The sequence below is a fragment of the Saccharothrix australiensis genome (assembly GCF_003634935.1).
GTDB lineage: Bacteria > Actinomycetota > Actinomycetes > Mycobacteriales > Pseudonocardiaceae > Actinosynnema > Actinosynnema australiense.
The window spans coordinates 5,806,686-5,824,435 of record NZ_RBXO01000001.1; the positions used below are offsets into that span (position 1 = coordinate 5,806,686).

Consider the following 17,750-nt stretch of genomic DNA (forward strand, 5'->3'; position numbering starts at 1 on the left):
GTGGACCTCACGGGCACCGTCGCGCTCGTGACCGGGGCGAGCGGTGGCATCGGCGCCGGTGTCGCGCGGCGGTTCGCCCGCGCCGGCGCCGCCGTGGTCGGCCACGCGTTCCGGGGCGAGGTCGAGGGCGCCGGGCTGGTGGTGCGGGGCGACCTGACCGACGAGGGCGAGTGCTCCCGAGTGGTGCGCGAGGCGGCGGCGTGGCGCGGTCGGCTGGACGCGGTGGTGAACTGCGCCGGGGTGCAGCCGGTGCGGGACCTGGCCGAGCTGACCGCCGCCGACTGGCGCGAGGTGGTGGACGCGAACGTGCTCGCCGCGTTCTCCTGCACCAGGGCCGCCGCCGAGGTGATGCGGTCGACCGGCGGTTCGGTCACGCACATCGCGTCGATCGAGGGCAGCCGGCCCGCGCACGGGCACGCGCACTACAGCGCGTCGAAGGCGGCTCTGATCATGTTCGCGCGGTCGGCGGCGCTGGAGTACGGGCGGCACGGCATCCGGGTGAACACCGTGTCACCGGGCCTGGTGGACCGGCCGGGCCTGGCGGAAGCCTGGCCGGAGGGCGTGGCGCGGTGGCGGGCCGCCGCGCCGCTGGGCAGGCTCGGCACGCCGGACGACGTGGGCGACGCGTGCGTGTTCCTGGCGTCCCCGGTGGCCTCGTGGATCACCGGCCACGACCTGGTGGTCGACGGCGGGGTGGGCGCGCACCCGACGTGGTGACGGGGCGGCGGCCTCGCCGGAACCCGATGCCGAAGACCGGCCCGGCACCCCCGCCCGCGCGGGGGTGCCGCGCGTCCGCCGGATCCGTGCGCGCACCTTGCCCGGTGCGCCGGGCACCGCCCGCTCACCCGGTCGCGTCGGGCTCCGCCAGGATCGGCTGGGCGATCGCGAACGCCCGGTTCGCCGCCGGGACACCCGCGTAGACCGCGACCTGGAGCAGCACCTCCTTGATCTCGTCCCGGCTCAGGCCGTTGCGCAGCGCGGCCCGCACGTGCATCGCCAGCTCGCCGTCGTGGCCCAGGGTCGCGAGCATCGCCAGCGTCACGCACGACCGCGTCCGCCGGTCCAGGCCGGGCCGCGTCCAGATCGAGCCCCACGCGTAGCGCGTGATCAGCTCCTGGAAGTCGGCGGTGAACCCGTCGGTCCGCGCCACGGCCCGGTCCACGTGCTCGTCGCCCAGGACCTCGCGGCGAACCCGCATGCCCTCGTCGTAACCGCTCGTCACAGGTGCCTCCGCAGGATCTCGGCCACGGTGTCGGCCGCCTCGACGTTGGCCAGGTGGGCGGCCTCGACCACGAACAGCTCGGCCTTCGGGATGGCCTCGGCGATGTCGCGCAGGCACGCGGTCGGGGTCGCCTCGTCCAGCGCGCCCGCCACCACGGCCGTCGGCGCCTCGATCGCGGGCAGCACGGACCGCAGGTCGAGGGACGACAGCGCCTCGCAGCACCCCGCGTAGCCCTCGTCGTCCACACCGGACAGCATCGCCTCGAACGCCGCGACCGTCTCCGGCGACCGCGACCGCAGGGCGGGTGTGAACCAGCGGCTCACGACCTGCGCCGCGATCGAGCCCGTGCCGGACCGCCGCACCGCCGCCGCGCGCTCCAGCCACGGCCGCCCGTCCGGGTACGCGGCGGTGGTGCAGCACAGCACGAGCCGCTCGACGCGCTCGGGCGCGTGGCCGGCCAGCCACATCCCGACCATCGCGCCCATCGACACGCCGCAGTACGACACGCGGTCGAGGCCGAGGGCGTCCAGCAGTTCCAGCACGTCGTCGCCGAGGTCGTCGATCCGGTACGGACCGGGCGCGGCCGGGCTGCCGCCGTGGCCGCGGTGGTCGTAGCGCAGCACGCGGAACCGCTGCCGCAGCTCCGCCACCTGCGGCTCCCACAGGGCCGTCGTCGTGCCCAGCGAGTTGCCGAGCACGACGACCGGCGCGCCCTCCGGTCCGCTCAACTCGTAGTGCAGCCTCACCGCCCGGCCCTCCCCCGGTGCGCCGCGAGCGCCCGGTCCACGAACTCGCCCGCGCTCCCGGTGTACCCCGCCGGGTCGAGCGCCTCGTCGATCTCCGCTTCCGACAGGTCGATCCGCAGGTCCGCCAGCAGCGCGGCGCGCAGCGGACGCCCGGACAGCGCCGCGCTCCGGCACACCTCGGCGACCAGTTCCTGCGCCTCGGCGCGGCCGACCCGCGCGGCCAGCCGGCCGGCCACGCGCTCCGCCATCAGCAGCCCGCCGGTCAGCTCCAGGTTGCGCCGCATCCGCTCCGCGTCGACCCGCAGCCGCGACAGCAGCTCGCACAGGCCGTGCGCCGCGCCGCCGACCAGCCGCAGCAGCTCGGTCACCGACTGCCACTCGCTGTGCCACGCGCCGACCGCGCGCTCGTGCTCCTGCGCCATCGCCGCCAGCACCGTCGACACCAGGCCCGGCACCCGTTTCGCGCCCGCCGCCACCAGCACCGCCCGCACCGGGTTGTGCTTGTGCGGCATGGTCGACGACGTGCCGCCCTCGCCCTCGGCGACCTCGGCCACCTCGGTCTGCGCCAGCAGCACCACGTCCTGCGCGACCTTGGCCAGCACCCCGGCCGCCGCGCCGAGCGCGCCGGCCAGCTCGGCGATCCGCGTCCGGTCGGTGTGCCACGGGACCAGCGGCGCGGCCAGCCCCAGCTCCGCGGCGAGCTGGTCGGTCAGGCCGGGGTCGGCGACCGCCGCCAGCGTGCCCACCGCGCCGCCGAACTGCACGGCGAGCCGGTCGGTCCGCACGCGCTCCAGCGCGTCCACCACCTCGTCCACCGCCACCAGCCAGCCGGCGCACTTGAGCCCGAACGTCGTCGGCAGCGCGTGCTGGCCCAGCGTCCGCCCGGTGATCAGCGTTCCCCGGTGCTGCCGCGCCAACCGCTCGCACTCGTCCGCGACACCGCGCAGCCCCGCCAGCAGCGGGCCCAGCGCGCGGTGCGCGACCAGCGACATCGCCGTGTCCAGCACGTCCTGGCTGGTGGCCCCGTTGTGCACGGCGGACCGGCCCTCGGCGGTGACGTGCGCGCCGATCGCCCGCACCAGCGGCACCACGGGGGTGCCGGAGGTGAGCGCGCCCTCGCCGAGCGCGGCCGGGTCGTAGTGGCCGACGTCGATCGCGGTCACCACCATCCGGGCCGCGTCCTCGGTGACCAGGCCGGCCCGTGCCTGGACGATCGCGAGCGCGCGTTCGAAGTCCAGCATCGCCCGCACCCACGCCTGGTCCGAGATCTCGGCTTCCACGTCGGGGTCGGTGAACAGCGGTCCGAACAGCTCAGACGTCGAAGAAGACGGTTTCATGCTCCCCTTGCAGGCAGATGTCGAAGTGGTAGCCGAACGGCGCGCTCTTGGCGACGAGCGTGCTCCGGGCGGCCGGGTCGTCGATCGAGTTCAGCACGGGGTCGTGCGCGTTGGCCTCCTCGTCGGGGAAGTACAGGCGCGTCACCAGCCGCACCAGCATCCCCCGGCAGAACACCGACACGTTGAGGTGGGGCGCCTCGAACCCGCCGTCGGGGGTCGGCAGCGAACCGGGCTTGACGGTCAGCACACCGTAGCGGCCCTCGACGTCGGTGGGGCAGCGGCCGAACCCGCGGAAGTCCTTCCAGCGCACCGCTCCGCGCGGGTCGTCCGGGTGGTCGAACCGGCCGTCGGGGTCGGCCTGCCAGGTCTCCACGACGGCGTCCGGCACCGGGTCGCCGTTGCCGTCGAGCACGTAGCCCTCGACCCGGAACGCGCCGGGGGTGTGCTCGGGCACCACGAGCGGGCCGTCCTCCCAGGGGAGGCCGATGCCGAAGAACGGGCCGACGGTCTGCGACGGCGTGGTGAGCAGCGGCGGGGTGGCGTGCGCGGCCGGGGTGGCGGTCGGCGGGGTGGCGGTCGGCTCAGTCATCGTCGTCGTCCTCGTCCTCCAGCGGCGTGGGGTTCTTGCCTCGCAGCACGATGTCCCACTGGTAGCCCAGCGTCCACTCGGGCACGGTGCTGTCCAGGTCGAACCGGGCGATCATGGCCTCGCGCGCCTTCGGGTCGCGCACCGAGTTGAAGATCGGGTCCTGGAAGAACAGCGGGTCGCCGGGGAAGTACATCTGCGTGATCAGCCGCTGCGTGAACGCGGTGCCGAACAGCGAGAAGTGGATGTGCGCGGGCCGCCACGCGTTGTCGTGGTTGCGCCACGGGTACGCGCCGGGCTGGATCGTGGTGAACGAGTACCGGCCGTCGGCGTCGGTGATGGTGCGGCCGACACCGGTGAAGTTCGGGTCCAGCGGCGCGGGGTGCCGGTCGCCGTCGTGCCGGTACCGACCGCCCGCGTTGGCCTGCCACACCTCCAGCAGCGTGCCCGCGACCGGGCGCCCGTCGCCGTCGAGCACGCGACCGGACACGATGATCCGCTGGCCCTGCGGCTCGCCGTCGTGACCTGCCGTGAGGTCGTTGTCGTGCGGCCCGACCCGGCCCTCGCCGAGCAGCGGGCCGGTGATCTCGCCGAGCCGCTGCGGGAGCAGCGTCAGCGGCCGGTGCGGGTGCCGCAGCAGGTTCGACCGGTAGTCCGGCCAGGCCAGGGGTGGCTGCGACCCCGCGTCGTCACGCCGGTACTGCGGCGTGGTGGTGTCCAGTGGCACCGCGCCCTCCTGTTCGTCCGCCGGGGGACTCGTTCCGACCGGTTGGCCCCGGACGGCACGACGGCGGCCACCGGGGTGGTGCGAACCTAGAGACGATCACCGGGCCGGACAATGACCGCTTCCACTGACTGGAAGCCCGATGTGCGGGCGGCGGTGGCCGGCCCCGGTCCCGACCGTCCGAAGTGCACGGACGGGACCGGACCGGTCGGCGGTGGCGCGTGGCGGGCGCGGCCGGTGCGATCGGCGCAGGCGCGGTGCGGCGGACTGCGGGGGCAGGGGCGGCACGTGGCCCGGAGCGGCGGGCGGGGCGGTCGGCACGGCGCTGGTCGGCACGCGGTGGCTGTGGCGGCTGTGGCGGCCGGTGGCGGTTGGAACGGCGGCGGCCGGCGGTACCCCCTCACCCGCGTGGGTGAGGTGTGCGGTGCGCCGCCCGGACCCCCGTCGACGCCCGGCCGCGCCGGCCGGGCCCTCGACCGACCACCCGGCCGCTCCAGGACTAGGGTGGGAGTCCCTGCTCGGGGTTCCCACCCGTCATGAGGTCGACGCACATGCCCGAACCGCCCAGCCGACCCGACCTGATCCGGGTGCTCCTCGTGGAGGACCACGACATGGTCGCGGAGGCGATCGGGCTGGCGCTCCAGCAGGCGGGCGGGGTGGAGGTGGTCGCCACGGTCCGCTCCGTGGCCGCCGCGCTGGCCTCGGCCGAGCGGCACCTCCCGGACGTCGTCGTGCTCGACCGGCGGCTGCCCGACGGCGACGGCATCGCCGCGATCGCCGCGCTCCGGGCACGGGGCGCGCAGGTGCTGGTGCTGACCGGGGAGGCGACGCCGGCCATCGCCGCCCGCGTGGTGGACGAGGGCGGCGCGGGGCTGGTGCTCAAGTCGTCCCGGCTGGACGAGCTGACCGCCGCGGTCCGGCGGGTCGCGGGCGGCGAGGCGGTGTTCGACGGGTCGATGCTGGCCGGCGTGCTCAACCGCCTCACCGGCCGGGTGGCCGCGACCGGCGCGGCGCTCACCGCGCGCGAGCGCGAGACGCTGACCCTGCTGGCCGACGGCGCGAGCACGGACGAGATCGGGCGACGGCTCGGCGTCGCCCGCAACACGGTCCGCAACCACGTCCAACGCGTGCTGGACAAGCTGGGCGCGCGGTCGAAGCTGGAGGCCGTCTCGATCGCCCGCCGGGAGGGTTTGGTGGATTGAGGGGTGTTGGATGTGCGAGTGTGTTGGATTGGCCCGGCTGTGTTGGATGGCCCGACTGTGTTGGATGGCCCGACTCCGTCGGGCGGCTCGGCCGCCTGGGAGTCGGCGGCTCACGGGGCGGATTTCGCCGATCGAAAAGCGTGATCGGCGAAATCCGCGCCGTGAACCGCCGACGCGGCCTCGCGGTGGCGAGTTCGAGGGGCGGGGGCAGAACACCGCCGACGCGTGGGCACACCTGCGCCGGCGACACGTCGGTGGGCCGGAATGCGTCGGTCGGGCGGGTGACCTTCGCTCACAGGTGCACCCGTCACCGAGCCACGAGTGATCGCAGGCCCTGGACTCGTGCGCGCCCCCGGCGCTCGGCGGCCGGCCCTTACCCCGAGTGGTCGGCGGCGGCGTGGTTGCGGAAGGCGATCATCCGCGCCGGCTCGATCCGTGCCCATGACAGCGCGCTCATCCAGCCGTCCCACGCCTCCCGCCCGTACACGCCGACCAGGAACGAGACCAGCGCCTCGTCCTCCGCCGGGCGCACCGGGCGGGCCGTGCCGTGCACGGTGACCTGGAGCCGCTCGCCCTCGATGACGGAGGCCGACACGGCCGGGCGGGCGAGGACGTGCCGCCACCGCAGCGAGTCCGCGCTCGATCCGAAGTGCAGGCGTCCCCGGTGGAACAGCCCGTCGACCGGCGCGACGCGCGGCTCGCCCCGCGCGGTCGTCGTGGCCAGCGCCATCACGCGCATCGCGCCCAGCTCCGCGACCACGCCCGCGGCGTCCAGGCGGCGTTCCGGGGTGATGATCGAGCGGAGGTGCGCGCCGGACGCCGCGTACGAGTCGTCGAGCACGCGCTGCAACCACGCCAGGTCGTCCGGGCTCTCGTGCACGACGCCCAGCGTGCCAGACCACCGACTGCCACGAAATCCCCATCGGGTTAGTGCACCTGCACTAGAACGGCTGACGTGACTGCGTCTCGCAATGACCGGCCCGGTACCGCACAGTGCGTGGCGTGGACGTCCCGACGGTGAACCTGGTGGCTGAGTACAGCCCTCCGGGCGGTGCGGGCAGCGCCGGTCTGGCCCGCGAGTTCACCCGCAGGACGCTGGCCGCCTGGGGCTACCTGGGCGCGCACGACGACGTCGTGCTGGCCGTCTCCGAGCTGGTCGCGAACGCGGCCAGGCACGCGGGCGGCACCTCCACCGTCCGGCTGGCGGGCGGCGCGGGCCGCGTGCGCGTGGAGGTGGCCGACGACAGCCCGGTGCGCCCGCACCTCCGCCCGCAGGGCACGGACGGCGGGTGGGGTCTGCCGCTGATCGACCGCCTGGCGCGCTGCTGGGGCGTCGTCGCCCACGGCCACGGCAAGGTCGTGTGGTGCGAACTCGCCTGACGCCGGCGACGCGACGCGCGGGCGCGCCGATCGCCGGGGACGCACGGCCCGCGTGGTGCCGCGCCGACCCATGCCCCGCGCAAGGCCGGTCTCCCGTGCGACACCCGTCCCCCGCGCGAGGCGCGGTCGGTCGGCGTGCGGCGCGCCGCCCCCGGTCACGGCCGGGGTTCGCGGCCGGCGGTGGGCCCGGTGGTCGGGTGGGTGTGACCGCGACCGGCGGGCGCGTGGTGCACAGTGGCATCATGTCGCACCCACCGCGCCGCCGACCCGACCGGATGCCCGAGTCGGCGTTCCAACTGCTGGTCGAGGGGGTGCTCGACTACGCCATCTTCATGCTCGACCCGGACGGGCACATCGTCAGCTGGAACATCGGCGCGGAGCGCATCAAGGGCTACTCGGCCGACGAGATCCTCGGCAGGCACTTCTCCGTGTTCTACCCGCCGGAGGACATCGCCACCCGCAAGCCGGACCGCGAGCTGGAGACCGCCATCGCCGACGGCCGGCTGGAGGACGAGGGCTGGCGGCTGCGCAAGGACGGCACCCGGTTCTGGGCGAACGTCGTGATCACCGCGCTGTTCGACCACACCGGCAGCCTGCGCGGGTTCGGCAAGGTCACGCGGGACATGACCGAGCGCCGCAAAACCGAGCAGGCCCTGCTCGCCCGGCGGCGGCTGGTCACGCACCTGGTGGAGGCGCAGGAGTTGGAGCGGCGGCGGATCGCCTGGGACGTGCACGACGACTCCATCCAGTCGATGGTCGCCGTGGGCATGCGGCTCCAGCTGCTGGCGACGAAGCTGCCCGCGGAGCACGCGGCGACCGTGGCCAGGCTCGACGAGACGGTGCGCGCCGCCGTCGAGCGGCTGCGGATGCTGGTGTTCCGGCTGCGCCCGCCGGAGATCGACCGGAGCGGGCTGGTGGTCGCGCTGGAGCGGTACCTGGGCGACGTCGCGCCCGCGTGGGGCCTGGACCACGCCGTCCGGGACGAGCTGCGCCGGGAACCGCTCGGCGACACGGCCGTCACCATCTTCCGCATCTGCCAGGAAGCCGTGGCCAACGTGCACAAGCACGCCCGCGCGTCGACCGTCGAGGTCCGGCTGGCCACCGTGGACGACGGGACGCTGGTCGAGATCTCGGACGACGGCGTCGGCATGACCATGACCGCCGACCACCAGGCCGGCCTGGAGCACTTCGGCATGATCGAGATGCGCGAGCGCGCCGAGACCGCGGGCGGCTGGTGGACGGTCGCCGAACGGCCCGGTGGCGGTACCGTCGTGCGCTGCTGGCTGCCCACCACGGCGCCGGACGCCTCATGATCCGAGTGCTCATCTGCGACGACGACGACCTGATCGGGGAAGCGCTGCACGAGGTGCTGTCGGCCGAGCCGGACCTGGAGGTGGTGGCGGTCGCGCGGACCGCCGGGGAGGCCGCCGAGCTGGCCGGGAAGCACGCGCCCGACGTCGTGGTGCTGGACGTGCGGATGCCCGGCGGGGGCATCCAGGTGGCGCGGGCGCTGCGCGAGCGCCACCCGCGGACGCGCGTGATGGGGTTCTCCGCGTACGCCGATCCCGCGACGATCGCCGAGATGCGCCGCGCGGGCGTGGCCGAGTACCTGGTGAAGGGCGTGTCGAACAGGGAGATCGTCGAGGCGGTCCGGCGACTGGGACGGGCGCCGACGGGGAAGTTGTAACCTTACCCGGACTACCGTAACGTCGGCCACTCAGCCAGCCGACGGCGTCGGGAGTGCCGGCATGGACCAGCCGATGATCACCGTCCGATCCTCGTGGCGGGACGACGTGCTGGTGGTGTCCGTCGCGGGCGAGGTCGACATGGACACCGCGCCACGCGCCCGCGCGGCCCTCCAGCACCCGGCGGCGGTGGTCCTGGACCTGGACGAGGTGACCTTCTTCGGCTCGGCGGGCATCCAACTCCTGGTCGACGCCCACGCCATGGTCGAGGACCTGGCCGTGGTCGCCACCCGCCGCCCCGTGCTGCGCCCGCTGGAGGTGACGGGCCTGACCGAGCACCTGGCGCTGTGCCCGTCGGTGGACGCGGCCCTGGACCGCGTCCAACGCCGCATCAGGTCCCGCGCCGGTTGTGTCTGATCGCCTTCCCCTGTCGAGCGGTTGTGTCGGATTGCCCGACGAAGGAGGGCGATCCGACACAGCTCAATCCTGCTCCAACCCCAGGTAGAACGCGATCAGTCGCAGCAGGTGCTCGGTGTCCACCGGCTTGGTCACGTAGTCCGTCGCCCCCGAGGCCAGGCTCTTCTCCCGGTCGCCCTTCATCGCCTTCGCGGTCACCGCGATCACCGGCAGGTCCGCGTACCGCGCCATCGCCCGGATCGCCGACATGGTCGCGTTGCCGTCCAGCTCGGGCATCATGATGTCCATCAGCACGAGCGACACGTCGTCGTACTGCTCCAGCGCCCGCACCCCGGTGATCCCGTTGTCGGCGTAGATGACCTCCAGCCCGTGCAGCTCCAGCACGCTGGTCAGCGCGAACACGTTGCGCAGGTCGTCGTCGACGATCAGCACCTTCTCGCCGTGGAAGCGCATCGGCGCGGGCGGCAGGTCGGTGGGCGCCGGCTGCGGCGGTCCGGGTTGTTCGGCGGGCACCGACAGCGGCTCGGGCAGTTCGGGTTCGGCGGCCACCGGCATCAGGCCCTGGTCGCTCAGCGGCAGGTACAGGGTGAACGTCGAGCCCACGCCCGGCTCGCTGCGCACGTCCAGGCGGCCGTCGAGCAGGGCCGACAGCTCGCGGCTGATGGACAGGCCCAGCCCGGTGCCGCCGTACTTGCGGGACGTGGTGCCGTCGGCCTGCTGGAACGCCTCGAAGATCACCGACAGCTTCTCCGCCGGGATGCCGATGCCGGTGTCGTGCACGTCGAACGCGACCGTGCCCTCGTTCACCCGGATGTGGAGGCGGATCTCACCGCTGTGGGTGAACTTCACCGCGTTGGACAGGAGGTTGCGCAGGATCTGCTGGAGCCGGTGCTCGTCGGTGTGCAGGGTGGACGGCACGTCCGGGTCCACCTTGACGTCGAACTCCAGCCCCTTCTCGGCCGCCAGCGGCAGCGTCAGCGCCTCCACGTACCCGACGACGTCCGCGACCCGCACCGGGTCGGTCTGCACCTGCATGTGCCCGGACTCGACCTTCGTCAGGTCCAGGATGTCGTCGATGAGCTGCAACAGGTCCGTGCCCGACGAGTGGATGGTCTTCGCGAACTCGACCTGCTTGGGGTTGAGGTTGCCGTCGAGGTTGTCCGCCAGCAGCTTGGCCAGGATCAGCAGCGAGTTCAGCGGCGTGCGCAGCTCGTGCGACATGTTCGCCATGAACTCCGACTTGTACTTCGACGCCGACGACAGCTGCCGCGCCCGCGCCTCCAGCTCCACCGAGCCGGCCCGCAGCTCCTCGGTCAGCCGCTGCGACTCGACCAGCAGGCTGTCCGTGCGGGCGTTGGCGAGCATCGTGTTGACGTTGACGCCGATGTTCTCCTTGAGCTGGTCCAGCAGGTCCAGGTGCACCTCGGTGAACTCGCCGAACGACCCCAGCTCGATCACGCCCAGCGTCTCGCCCTGGAACACCACGGGCAGGATCACCAGGTTCAGCGGCGGCGCCGCGCCCATGCCGGACCCGATCTCCAGGTACCCCGGCGGCACGTCGGTGACCAGCACCGTCTTCTTCTCCACCGCCACCTGGCCGATCAGCGACTCGCCGCGCGCGAACCGGGTCGGCCGGCCGCCGCGCGGCTGGTAGGCGTAGGTGGCGGTCAGCTCCAGGGCGTCGGAGTCGCCGTCGACCAGGAAGAACGCGCCGTGCTGCGCCGACACCAGCGGCGTCAGCTCGCTCATCACCAGTGACGCCATCGCGTGCAGGTCGCGGTGGCCCTGCATGAGGCCGGACAGGCGGGCCAGGTTGGTCTTCAGCCAGTCCTGCTCCTGGTTGGCCCGCGTCGACTCGCGCAGGTTGCCGATCATCCGGTTGACGTTGTCCTTCAGCTCGGCGACCTCGCCGGACGCGTCGACGGTGATCTGCCTGGTCAGGTCGCCCGCGGTGACGGCGGTGGCGACGACCGCGATCGCCCGCACCTGCCGGGTCAGGTTCCCGGCCAGCTCGTTGACGTTCTCGGTGAGCCGCTTCCAGGTGCCCGAGACGCCCTCCACCTCGGCCTGGCCGCCCAGCTTGCCCTCCGTGCCGACCTCGCGCGCCACGCGGGTGACCTCGTCGGCGAACGACGACAGCTGGTCGACCATCGTGTTGATGGTGGTCTTCAGCTCCAGGATCTCGCCGCGCGCGTCCACGTCGATCTTCTTCGACAGGTCGCCGCGCGCCACGGCCGTCGTGACCTGGGCGATGTTGCGCACCTGGTTGGTCAGGTTGTTCGCCATGAAGTTGACGTTCTCGGTGAGGTCCTTCCAGGTGCCCGCGACGTTCGGGACCCGCGCCTGGCCGCCGAGGATGCCCTCGGTGCCGACCTCGCGGGACACCCGCGTCACCTCGTCGGCGAACGCCCGCAGCGTGTCCACCATCCCGTTGATGGTGTCGGCCAGGGCCGCGATCTCGCCCTTGGCCTCGACGGTGATCTTCTTGGACAGGTCGCCGCCCGCCACCGCCGTCGCCACCGCCGCGATGCTGCGCACCTGCGTGGACAGGTTGTCGGCCATGACGTTGACGTTGTCGGTGAGGTCCTTCCAGGTGCCCGCGACGCCCGGCACCCGCGCCTGACCGCCCAGTCGGCCGTCCGTGCCCACCTCGCGCGCCACCCGCGTCACCTCGTCGGCGAACCCGGAGAGCTGGTCGACCATCGTGTTGATGGTCGACTTCAGCTCCAGGATCTCGCCGCGCGCGTCGACGGTGATCTTCTGGGACAGGTCGCCGCCCGCGACCGCCGTCGTCACCTGCGCGATGTTGCGCACCTGGGCGGTCAGGTTGTTGGCCATGAAGTTCACCGAGTCGGTCAGGTCGCGCCACGTGCCGCCGACGCCCGGCACCTGCGCCTGACCACCCAGCCGACCGTCGGTGCCCACCTCGCGCGCCACCCGCGTGACCTCGTCGGCGAACGACGACAACTGGTCCACCATCGTGTTGACGGTGTCCTTCAGCTCCAGGATCTCGCCGCGCGCGTTCACCGTGATCTTCTGGGACAGGTCGCCGCGCGCCACCGCCGTCGCCACCTGCGCGATGTTGCGCACCTGCGAGGTCAGGTTGCCCGCCATGAAGTTCACCGAGTCCGTCAGGTCCCGCCACGTGCCCGCGACCCCCGGCACCTGCGCCTGACCACCCAGCCGACCGTCGCTGCCGACCTCGCGCGCCACCCGCGTCACCTCGGCCGCGAACGACGACAACTGGTCCACCATCGTGTTGATCGTCGTCTTGAGCTGGAGGATCTCGCCGCGCGCGTCGACGTCGATCTTCTGCGACAGGTCGCCCTGCGCGACGGCGGTCGTGACCTGCGCGATGTTGCGCACCTGCGAGGTCAGGTTGCCCGCCATGAAGTTCACCGAGTCCGTCAGGTCCCGCCACGTGCCCGCGACCCCCGAGACCTGCGCCTGACCGCCCAGGCGGCCTTCCGTGCCCACCTCGCGCGCCACGCGGGTCACCTCGTCGGCGAACGACGACAGCTGGTCGACCATCGTGTTGATGGTGTCCTTCAGCTCCAGGATCTCGCCGCGCGCGTCCACGGTGATCTTCTGCGACAGGTCGCCCTGCGCCACCGCCGTCGCCACCTGCGCGATGTTGCGGACCTGCGAGGTCAGGTTGTTCGCCATGAAGTTGACGTTGTCGGTCAGGTCGCGCCACGTGCCGCCGACGCCCGGCACCTGCGCCTGACCACCCAGCCGACCGTCGGTGCCCACCTCGCGCGCGACCCGCGTCACCTCGTCGGCGAACGACGACAACTGGTCCACCATCGTGTTGACGGTGTCCTTCAGCTCCAGCATCTCGCCCGCCACCGTGACGGTGATCTTCTGGGACAGGTCGCCCTGCGCCACCGCCGTCGCCACCTGCGCGATGTCGCGCACCTGGGCGGTCAGGTTGTCGGACATGAAGTTGACCGAGTCGGTGAGGTCCTTCCAGGTGCCCGCGACACCCGGCACGGTCGCCTTGCCGCCCAGCCTGCCGTCCGTGCCGACCTCGCGCGCCACCCGCGTGACCTCGCCCGCGAACGTGCGCAGCGTGGCGGTCATCGAGTTGAAGCTCTCCACCAGCTTCGCGACCTCGCCGCGCCCGGTGACCTTGATCTCCTGCGACAGGTCGCCCTGCGCGACCGCCGCGAGCACGCGGCTCAGCTCGGTCGTGGGCCGGGTCAGGTCGTCGATCAGGCCGTTGACCGCCTTGGCGGCCATGTCCCAGCCCATCGGGCCCGCGCCGGGCGCGAGCCGCTCGCCCAGCCTGCCCTCCTGGCCGACCGCCTGGCGGACCCGCACGAGCTCGGCGACCAGCCACTGGTTGCGCTCCGCGATCTCGTTGAACACCTCGGCCAGCTCGCCGTGCGGGCCGCGCGGCACGACGAGGCGGCGGCGGAAGTTGCCGTCCCGCATCTCGCGCATCGCGGTCAGCAGCCTGGCCAGGGTCACGTCCGTGTCGTCCTGCGCGGTCGTCACGTGGGCCTCCAACGTCAGCGGATCTGCGCCAAGCCTGCCACTGTTGGACGCGGCGTGTCCGCTAGGTTGGTCACGACCCGACACACAGGAGCCGCAATGGCCCAGGGCTACCGGCAAGGCGCCGATGCGGGCCTCGACCTCGACGCGTGGCGCCGCCTCGTCGACGGCTTCCACGAGGCCGTCGTCGTGCTCGACGGCGACGGTGTCGTGCGCCTGGCCAACCCGCTGGCCGCCGTGCTGTTCCCCGAGGTCAGGCCGGGTCGGCCGGCGGCCGTGGAGGGTCGTTCGCAGGACCTGGGCGGCGGCTGGACCGCGTGGTACCGGACGGTGGTGGACTTCCTCGACGAGGCGTCCCGCGAGCTGGCCGGGATCACCGACCGCACCGAGGCGTTGCGCAAGGTGGTCGAACTCGCGCCGGCGCGGCACGCCGTGCTGATCGTCCCCGGTGGCCGCGGCCGGGTCGAGTGGTGGCGGCGCGGCCCGGACGGCGTGGTGCTGACGTCCCGCACGCCGCGGCAGACCGCCGGCGCGACGCCGGGCCTGCTCGCCGTCCTGGACGGGGCGACCGCGCACCGCGAGATCACCCAGCTCGGTGATGGCGGCTGGGGCGGGGCGGCCGGCCCCGGCACGGCGGTGCCGCTGGCCGGCGGCGGCGCGCTGGTGTGCTTCGGCGGTCCGCGCGACGTCGACCTGCTCACGCGCTTCGCCGAGCGGGCCGGGACGGCGCTGGCGGTGGGCAACCGGTTCAGCGAGCAGGAGCGCACGGTCGAGGTGCTGCGGGCCAACCTGCTGCCCAGCCCGCTGCCCACCGTCGCGGGCGTCCGGCTGGCGCGGGTGTACGAGCCGGCGCACCCCCGCGCCCTGGTCGGCGGCGACTTCTACGACGTGCACCCCAGGGAGGACGGCAGCGCCGCCTTCGTGCTCGGCGACGTCGCGGGCAACGGCCTGGAGGCCGCGGTGCACTCCGGGCGGGTCCGGCAGAGCCTGCACACCCTGCTGGTCGTCGAGCAGCGGCCCGCGCAGCTGCTCACCCTGCTCAACACGGCGCTGCGGGCCGCGGGCAGCAGGCTGTTCACCACGCTCGTCGTCGGCAACCTGGTCCCCGTGCAGGCGGGCGGGCTGCGCGTGTCGCTCTCCGCGGGCGGCCACCCCGCTCCCCTGGTGCTGCGCTCCGGCGGGCGCGTGGACGAGGTGGCGGTGCACGGCGGCATCGTCGGGGTGCTGCCCGAGGTGCGCTTCCACCAGACGACCGTGACACTGGGGCCGGGCGAGACGCTGCTGCTCTACAGCGACGGCGTCACCGAGGCCCGCGCCCGCGGCGACCGCCGGAACCTGTTCGGCGACGTCCGGCTCAAGACCGCGCTCGCGGAGTGCGCCGGCCTGTCCGCGAGCGCCGTGGCCGAGCACGTGCGCCGCGTGGTCTTCTCCTGGCTGGGTCCGTCCGAGCACGACGACCTGACCGTGCTGGTCGTGCAGGCGGAGCACTGAATGTCAACTCGTCGCGTCCTCCACGGACTCGTGGATGTGCATGACCTCGACCAGCTCGGTGAGCCGGAACAGCTTGTAGACCGAGGTCTGGAGCGACGCCATCCGGAACTGGCCGCCCGCGCCGTCGAGCCGCCGGTGCCAGTCGAGCATGAGCGACAGGCCGGTGGTGTCCATGAAGGGCACACCGCTCAGGTCGACCACGACCTGTCGGTTCGGTGTCTCCTCCAGCAGGTCGGACAGCACCGGTACGGTGTCCGCGTCCAGCTCGCCCGACACCGCGACGACCGTCCAGCCGCCGCGGACCTCACTGCGCACCTGCAAGTCCATCGCGTCCGCGCCTCTCCGCCCGGCGGGTGCCGTGCCGGTACAGATCGTGCAGCAAGGCTACCCCGGACGCGACCACTGGGTGGTTGAAGCGACGGGATGTGCGACGATGCGGTAACGGCCGATCAACGGGAGCGGATTGTGCGCAACGAGCCAGCGACGCCGGTGGCCGTCACGCTGCCCGCAACCGCCGGGGCGTCCGCGCAGGCCCGACGCATAGTCGGCGAGGCGGTGGCGACGTGGGGCGTGTCACCCGACGTGGCCGAGGACGCGGCCCTGGTGGTGACGGAGCTGGTGTCGAACGCGGTGGACCACGCCACGGGACCGCTGGAGCTGGCGGTCTCGCGGACGGCGCAGGGCATCCGCATCGAGGTGTCCGACCGGTCGCCGACCATGCCCGAGCCGCGACCCGTCCAGGTCGACTCGGCCCGCGGTCGCGGCCTGATCATCGTCGCCGCGCTGAGCCGCGAGTGGGGCACGTCACCCACCGCCGACGGGAAGACGGTCTGGGCGGAACTCGCCTGACGACCCGGTCCGGCGAAGGCGAGGGCGGCTCTGGTCCGGGCGCGCGGTCGGCAGGGGTACGGTGCCGGTTCGTGGGTACTCCCCCGCGTGGGAGAGACCACGACTGAGGAGGGCACGTGTCCACCACGGAAAGCGGTCAGGTGACCGGCACGAAGGACAAGGACTACAACATCATCTGGTTCGTCGAGGCGTGCCTGGCCAACGCGCTGCGCCTGGAGACCTACATCGCCGACGCGGAGCGGGACGGCGACTCGGAGCTCGCCGACTTCTTCCGCCGCGCGCAGGGCGAGAGCAGGAAGGGCGCGGAGCAGGGCAAGGAACTCCTGGCGGCCCGCCTCAAGTAGTCCTCGAACCGGGGGAAGGGTCGTCCGCGCGAGGAAGGCCCTTCCCCTCGGCGTGCGCGTGCTCACGGCCGGCCGGTGAGCCCGGTGTGCGCGTACTACGGCCGGCCGGTGAGCCGCGCCTCCACCGCGTCCGCCGCCGCGACCGCGCCGCCCGCGCCGCGCACCACCGCGCCGAGTTCCGCTGCCGCCCGCCGGCACCGCTCGGCCGACGCCACCGCCGCCCGGAGGCCCTCGACCGACAGGTCGGCGGGCACCACGCCGACACCCAGCTCCTCGGCCCGCTTCGCGACGGCCCGCTGCTCGGGGATCCGCGGCACGGCGACGAGCGGCACGTCGTGGTACAGCGCCTCCATCACCGAGTTCATCCCGGCGTGGGTGACGAACGCCCGCGCGTGCCGCAGCACGGCCACCTGGGGCACCCGCGCCGCCACCTCGACGTTCGGCGGCACCTCGCCCAGTTCCGCCGGGTCGAGCCCGCCGATCGACATCACCACCTGCCAGGGCGTGCCGCCGAACGCCTCGACGCACGTCCGGAAGAAGTCGGGCCGCCGGTTGAACACCGTGCCCAGGGAGATCAGCAGCACGGGGTCGGCGGTGCGCGGCGTCCACGCCTCCCGCTCCGGCCGGCCGCCCAGCGACGGCCCGACGAAGTGGAAGCGGCCGTCGAAGCCCTCGCCCGACGGCTGGAACTCGCGCGGGATGAAGACCACGTTGGTGGGCGCGACGTAGCCGAACATCAGGTTCGGGTCGGCGAGGAACTCGTGCCCGGAGGCGAACTCGCCCATCGCCGCGACGGCGGCCACCAGGCGCGGGTGGGCGTGGTCGAAGGACGGCGGCAGGTACACCCGCGTCGCCGAGAAGGACTCGTTCTCGGCGAACGTGGGCACCAGCGCCACCTCGGGCGCGTCGAGCAGGTTCGCGAGCATCCGGCCGGTGAAGGTGACCGAGTCGTAGCACACCACGTCCGGCCGGTCGGCCGTGAAGTGGCCGGACAGCACGGGGAACGCGGTCCGCGCGTCGGCGAGGAAGTGCTCCAGCGTCACCGCGAGCTGGTCGGCGGTGTAGTCCGCGCGGGAGTCCAGGTCGGGCGGCAGCTCGGAGGGCAGCACGACCGGGGCCGCGCCCGCCGCCACCGGGCCGTCCACCGTGGCCGGACCGGTGGCGTAGGACACCCGGTGGCCCCGCCGGACCAGCTCCTCCACCAGGGGGAGCGTCGGGTTGACGTGACCGGGCGCGGGCGCGCTGACGAACGCGATGTGGGCCATGCGGA

General features: G+C 73.4%; 18 protein-coding genes. 9 read left to right on the forward strand and 9 right to left on the reverse strand.

Annotation, left to right across the window (positions count from 1 at the left end; all coding sequences use genetic code 11):
• The gene (locus tag C8E97_RS24540) at positions 1-717 is read left to right on the forward strand and encodes an SDR family NAD(P)-dependent oxidoreductase (protein WP_121007839.1); all 717 of its coding nucleotides are present in this window, start codon (positions 1-3) and stop codon (positions 715-717) included.
• 124 nt (positions 718-841) lie between these two features.
• Here the strand turns inward: C8E97_RS24540 and pcaC are convergent, their stop codons facing one another.
• Genes pcaC through pcaH form a run of 5 tightly spaced genes read right to left on the reverse strand, consistent with a single transcriptional unit; the run spans position 842 to position 4,618 of the window.
• The gene (pcaC, locus tag C8E97_RS24545; RefSeq protein ID WP_425470582.1) at positions 842-1,222 is read right to left on the reverse strand and encodes a 4-carboxymuconolactone decarboxylase; all 381 of its coding nucleotides are present in this window, start codon (positions 1,220-1,222) and stop codon (positions 842-844) included.
• Entirely contained in the window at positions 1,219-1,968 is a 750-nt protein-coding gene (gene pcaD, locus C8E97_RS24550) for a 3-oxoadipate enol-lactonase (protein ID WP_121007840.1), read from the reverse strand. Before pcaD ends, pcaC begins: the two co-directional genes overlap by 4 nt.
• Positions 1,965-3,305, reverse strand: a complete 1,341-nt coding sequence (gene pcaB / locus C8E97_RS24555; protein ID WP_121007841.1) for a 3-carboxy-cis,cis-muconate cycloisomerase — start codon at positions 3,303-3,305, stop codon at positions 1,965-1,967. The genes pcaD and pcaB overlap by 4 nt, the downstream gene beginning before the upstream one ends.
• On the reverse strand, positions 3,280-3,894 hold the full coding sequence (pcaG, locus tag C8E97_RS24560; RefSeq protein WP_121007842.1) for a protocatechuate 3,4-dioxygenase subunit alpha: 615 nt from the start codon (positions 3,892-3,894) through the stop codon (positions 3,280-3,282). Before pcaG ends, pcaB begins: the two co-directional genes overlap by 26 nt.
• Positions 3,887-4,618 (reverse strand): protocatechuate 3,4-dioxygenase subunit beta, encoded by a 732-nt coding sequence (pcaH, locus tag C8E97_RS24565; protein ID WP_121007843.1) that lies wholly within the window; start codon positions 4,616-4,618, stop codon positions 3,887-3,889. Before pcaH ends, pcaG begins: the two co-directional genes overlap by 8 nt.
• A 548-nt stretch (positions 4,619-5,166) precedes the next feature.
• Between pcaH and C8E97_RS24570 the strand changes: the two genes are divergently transcribed.
• Positions 5,167-5,817 (forward strand): response regulator transcription factor, encoded by a 651-nt coding sequence (locus C8E97_RS24570; protein WP_246019127.1) that lies wholly within the window; start codon positions 5,167-5,169, stop codon positions 5,815-5,817.
• Between the two features lie 373 nt (positions 5,818-6,190).
• Here C8E97_RS24570 and C8E97_RS24575 read toward each other — a convergent pair whose 3' ends face one another.
• Positions 6,191-6,697 (reverse strand): pyridoxamine 5'-phosphate oxidase family protein, encoded by a 507-nt coding sequence (locus C8E97_RS24575; protein WP_121007845.1) that lies wholly within the window; start codon positions 6,695-6,697, stop codon positions 6,191-6,193.
• A gap of 122 nt (positions 6,698-6,819) precedes the next feature.
• Between C8E97_RS24575 and C8E97_RS24580 the strand changes: the two genes are divergently transcribed.
• The 4 genes from C8E97_RS24580 to C8E97_RS24595 all read left to right on the forward strand — a co-directional run bounded on the left by C8E97_RS24580 (position 6,820) and on the right by C8E97_RS24595 (position 9,299).
• A complete protein-coding gene (locus C8E97_RS24580; RefSeq protein ID WP_246019129.1) occupies positions 6,820-7,197 on the forward strand; it encodes an ATP-binding protein in 378 nt (125 codons plus the stop codon).
• Between the two features lie 242 nt (positions 7,198-7,439).
• On the forward strand, positions 7,440-8,510 hold the full coding sequence (locus C8E97_RS24585) for a PAS domain-containing sensor histidine kinase (RefSeq protein ID WP_121012272.1): 1,071 nt from the start codon (positions 7,440-7,442) through the stop codon (positions 8,508-8,510).
• Positions 8,507-8,884, forward strand: a complete 378-nt coding sequence (locus C8E97_RS24590) for a response regulator (protein ID WP_121007846.1) — start codon at positions 8,507-8,509, stop codon at positions 8,882-8,884. The genes C8E97_RS24585 and C8E97_RS24590 overlap by 4 nt, the downstream gene beginning before the upstream one ends.
• A 73-nt stretch (positions 8,885-8,957) precedes the next feature.
• Complete coding sequence (locus tag C8E97_RS24595; RefSeq protein ID WP_170211982.1) at positions 8,958-9,299, forward strand: STAS domain-containing protein; 342 nt, start codon at positions 8,958-8,960, stop codon at positions 9,297-9,299.
• Between the two features lie 63 nt (positions 9,300-9,362).
• Here the strand turns inward: C8E97_RS24595 and C8E97_RS24600 are convergent, their stop codons facing one another.
• Positions 9,363-13,799 carry a hybrid sensor histidine kinase/response regulator gene (locus C8E97_RS24600; protein WP_121007848.1) on the reverse strand — a complete coding sequence of 1,479 codons (4,437 nt, stop codon included), beginning with the start codon at positions 13,797-13,799 and terminating at the stop codon, positions 9,363-9,365.
• Between the two features lie 96 nt (positions 13,800-13,895).
• On the opposite strand from C8E97_RS24600, the gene C8E97_RS24605 reads away from it, so the two are divergent.
• On the forward strand, positions 13,896-15,287 hold the full coding sequence (locus tag C8E97_RS24605; protein WP_121007849.1) for a PP2C family protein-serine/threonine phosphatase: 1,392 nt from the start codon (positions 13,896-13,898) through the stop codon (positions 15,285-15,287).
• Positions 15,288-15,290: 3 nt separating this feature from the next.
• Here the strand turns inward: C8E97_RS24605 and C8E97_RS24610 are convergent, their stop codons facing one another.
• On the reverse strand, positions 15,291-15,602 hold the full coding sequence (locus C8E97_RS24610; RefSeq protein WP_246019130.1) for an STAS domain-containing protein: 312 nt from the start codon (positions 15,600-15,602) through the stop codon (positions 15,291-15,293).
• Positions 15,603-15,752: 150 nt separating this feature from the next.
• Between C8E97_RS24610 and C8E97_RS24615 the strand changes: the two genes are divergently transcribed.
• Together C8E97_RS24615 and C8E97_RS24620 are read left to right on the forward strand one after the other, a co-directional pair.
• Positions 15,753-16,136 (forward strand): ATP-binding protein, encoded by a 384-nt coding sequence (locus C8E97_RS24615; protein WP_121007851.1) that lies wholly within the window; start codon positions 15,753-15,755, stop codon positions 16,134-16,136.
• A 116-nt stretch (positions 16,137-16,252) separates the two neighbouring features.
• On the forward strand, positions 16,253-16,480 hold the full coding sequence (locus C8E97_RS24620; protein WP_121007852.1) for a hypothetical protein: 228 nt from the start codon (positions 16,253-16,255) through the stop codon (positions 16,478-16,480).
• A gap of 95 nt (positions 16,481-16,575) precedes the next feature.
• Here C8E97_RS24620 and C8E97_RS24625 read toward each other — a convergent pair whose 3' ends face one another.
• Positions 16,576-17,745, reverse strand: coding sequence for a macrolide family glycosyltransferase (locus C8E97_RS24625; protein ID WP_121007853.1), 1,170 nt, complete (start codon positions 17,743-17,745; stop codon positions 16,576-16,578).
• Positions 17,746-17,750: the final 5 nt, after the last annotated feature.

What these genes read in the sequence shown, in the direction of transcription:
- pcaB (WP_121007841.1), bottom strand. Translation starts at nt 3,305, where the DNA reads ATGAAACCGTCTTCTTCGACGTCTGAGCTGTTCGGACCGCTGTTCACC.
- pcaG (WP_121007842.1), bottom strand. Translation starts at nt 3,894, where the DNA reads ATGACTGAGCCGACCGCCACCCCGCCGACCGCCACCCCGGCCGCGCAC.
- C8E97_RS24570 (WP_246019127.1), top strand. Translation starts at nt 5,167, where the DNA reads ATGCCCGAACCGCCCAGCCGACCCGACCTGATCCGGGTGCTCCTCGTG.
- C8E97_RS24585 (WP_121012272.1), top strand. Translation starts at nt 7,440, where the DNA reads ATGTCGCACCCACCGCGCCGCCGACCCGACCGGATGCCCGAGTCGGCG.
- C8E97_RS24590 (WP_121007846.1), top strand. Translation starts at nt 8,507, where the DNA reads ATGATCCGAGTGCTCATCTGCGACGACGACGACCTGATCGGGGAAGCG.
- C8E97_RS24595 (WP_170211982.1), top strand. Translation starts at nt 8,958, where the DNA reads ATGATCACCGTCCGATCCTCGTGGCGGGACGACGTGCTGGTGGTGTCC.
- C8E97_RS24605 (WP_121007849.1), top strand. Translation starts at nt 13,896, where the DNA reads ATGGCCCAGGGCTACCGGCAAGGCGCCGATGCGGGCCTCGACCTCGAC.
- C8E97_RS24625 (WP_121007853.1), bottom strand. Translation starts at nt 17,745, where the DNA reads ATGGCCCACATCGCGTTCGTCAGCGCGCCCGCGCCCGGTCACGTCAAC.